This is a genomic window from Candidatus Termitispirillum reticulitermitis, assembly GCF_054655775.1.
The window spans coordinates 1-969 of the sequence record NZ_BAAIHG010000171.1; the positions used below are offsets into that span (position 1 = coordinate 1).

Here is a 969-nt window from a genome sequence, read left to right on the forward strand (position 1 = left end):
CTGTGCAAGCGGACCTACTTGGAAAGGTTTGCCATCGTAGCGTGGAGCCTTGCACCAACTATATTTGCCATTCTCGTCAAAGCCTGTGTATTGCGGGTCAGACGAGCCTTCCCACGGATGCTTGCTACCGCCTTTCGCATACCACGCCCTGTCGCTACCTTCAGCAATTTTAGAACGCAAATCCTTATCTCGCCAGCTATCTATCTTCTTGAAGGTGCTTAAATCGCCATTCCATATAATGCCGCCTACCTCTTGAAATGAATGCGCAGTCTCATCAGTTGGAAGTTCTGGCACGGACAGATAATTTACTACGCCCCTGCCTATATTGAACCAATCTTTATATGTATTAGCTACAAGTATTACGTCTGGCAAGTACACCTTATCAACAAATTCCTTAACTTCAGACAGGAGCGTGTGCAGATAAGATATACGTTCAATATTAAACGTAGCAGGGTTGTCAGGGTTAATAGCCGTAGCAATACCTCCCACAACATAGTTTTGTGGGTGCGGGTCTTTGCCACCTATAATAGCCATAGCTTTTGAAGCTCTGCGCTGGTAGTCAAGAGCGGTCAGATAGTGTGAAAATAGTATCAAGTTTTCTTCGGGCGACAACCGCATAGCAGGGTGCCCCCAATAGCCTGAGCCGAATATGCCTAGTTTGCCCGTATCAATAAATTTCTTTAACCTGTCCTTAGTTGCTGTAAATGTAGCAATGCTATCTTCAGCCCAGTCTGATGAGACTGCGCATTCATTTCAAGAGGTAGGCGGCATTATATGGAATGGCGATTTAAGCACCTTCAAGAAGATAGATAGCTGGCGAGATAAGGATTTGCGTTCTAAAATTGCTAAGGTAGCCGCCTATATCGGTGCTGGCTGGTTAGCTATCCGTATGGTAGATATCGTCATTCGCGGGCAATTCACTGCAATCTTTTCATCAGGCTTTTATTCGCTGGTGTTTATCTTAGAGAT

At 45.2% G+C, this 969-nt stretch carries 2 protein-coding genes; one reads left to right on the forward strand and one right to left on the reverse strand.

Features of this window, described 5'->3' with window-relative positions:
- The coding region (locus tag AC1MDJ_RS08065) for a nickel-dependent hydrogenase large subunit (RefSeq protein WP_479690401.1) at positions 1–714 on the reverse strand (714 nt) is incomplete at its 3' end.
- Here AC1MDJ_RS08065 and AC1MDJ_RS08070 point away from each other — a divergent pair.
- Positions 650–969 (forward strand): hypothetical protein (locus AC1MDJ_RS08070; RefSeq protein WP_479690400.1); only part of this gene is annotated, 320 nt, incomplete at its 3' end. The genes AC1MDJ_RS08065 and AC1MDJ_RS08070 overlap by 65 nt on opposite strands.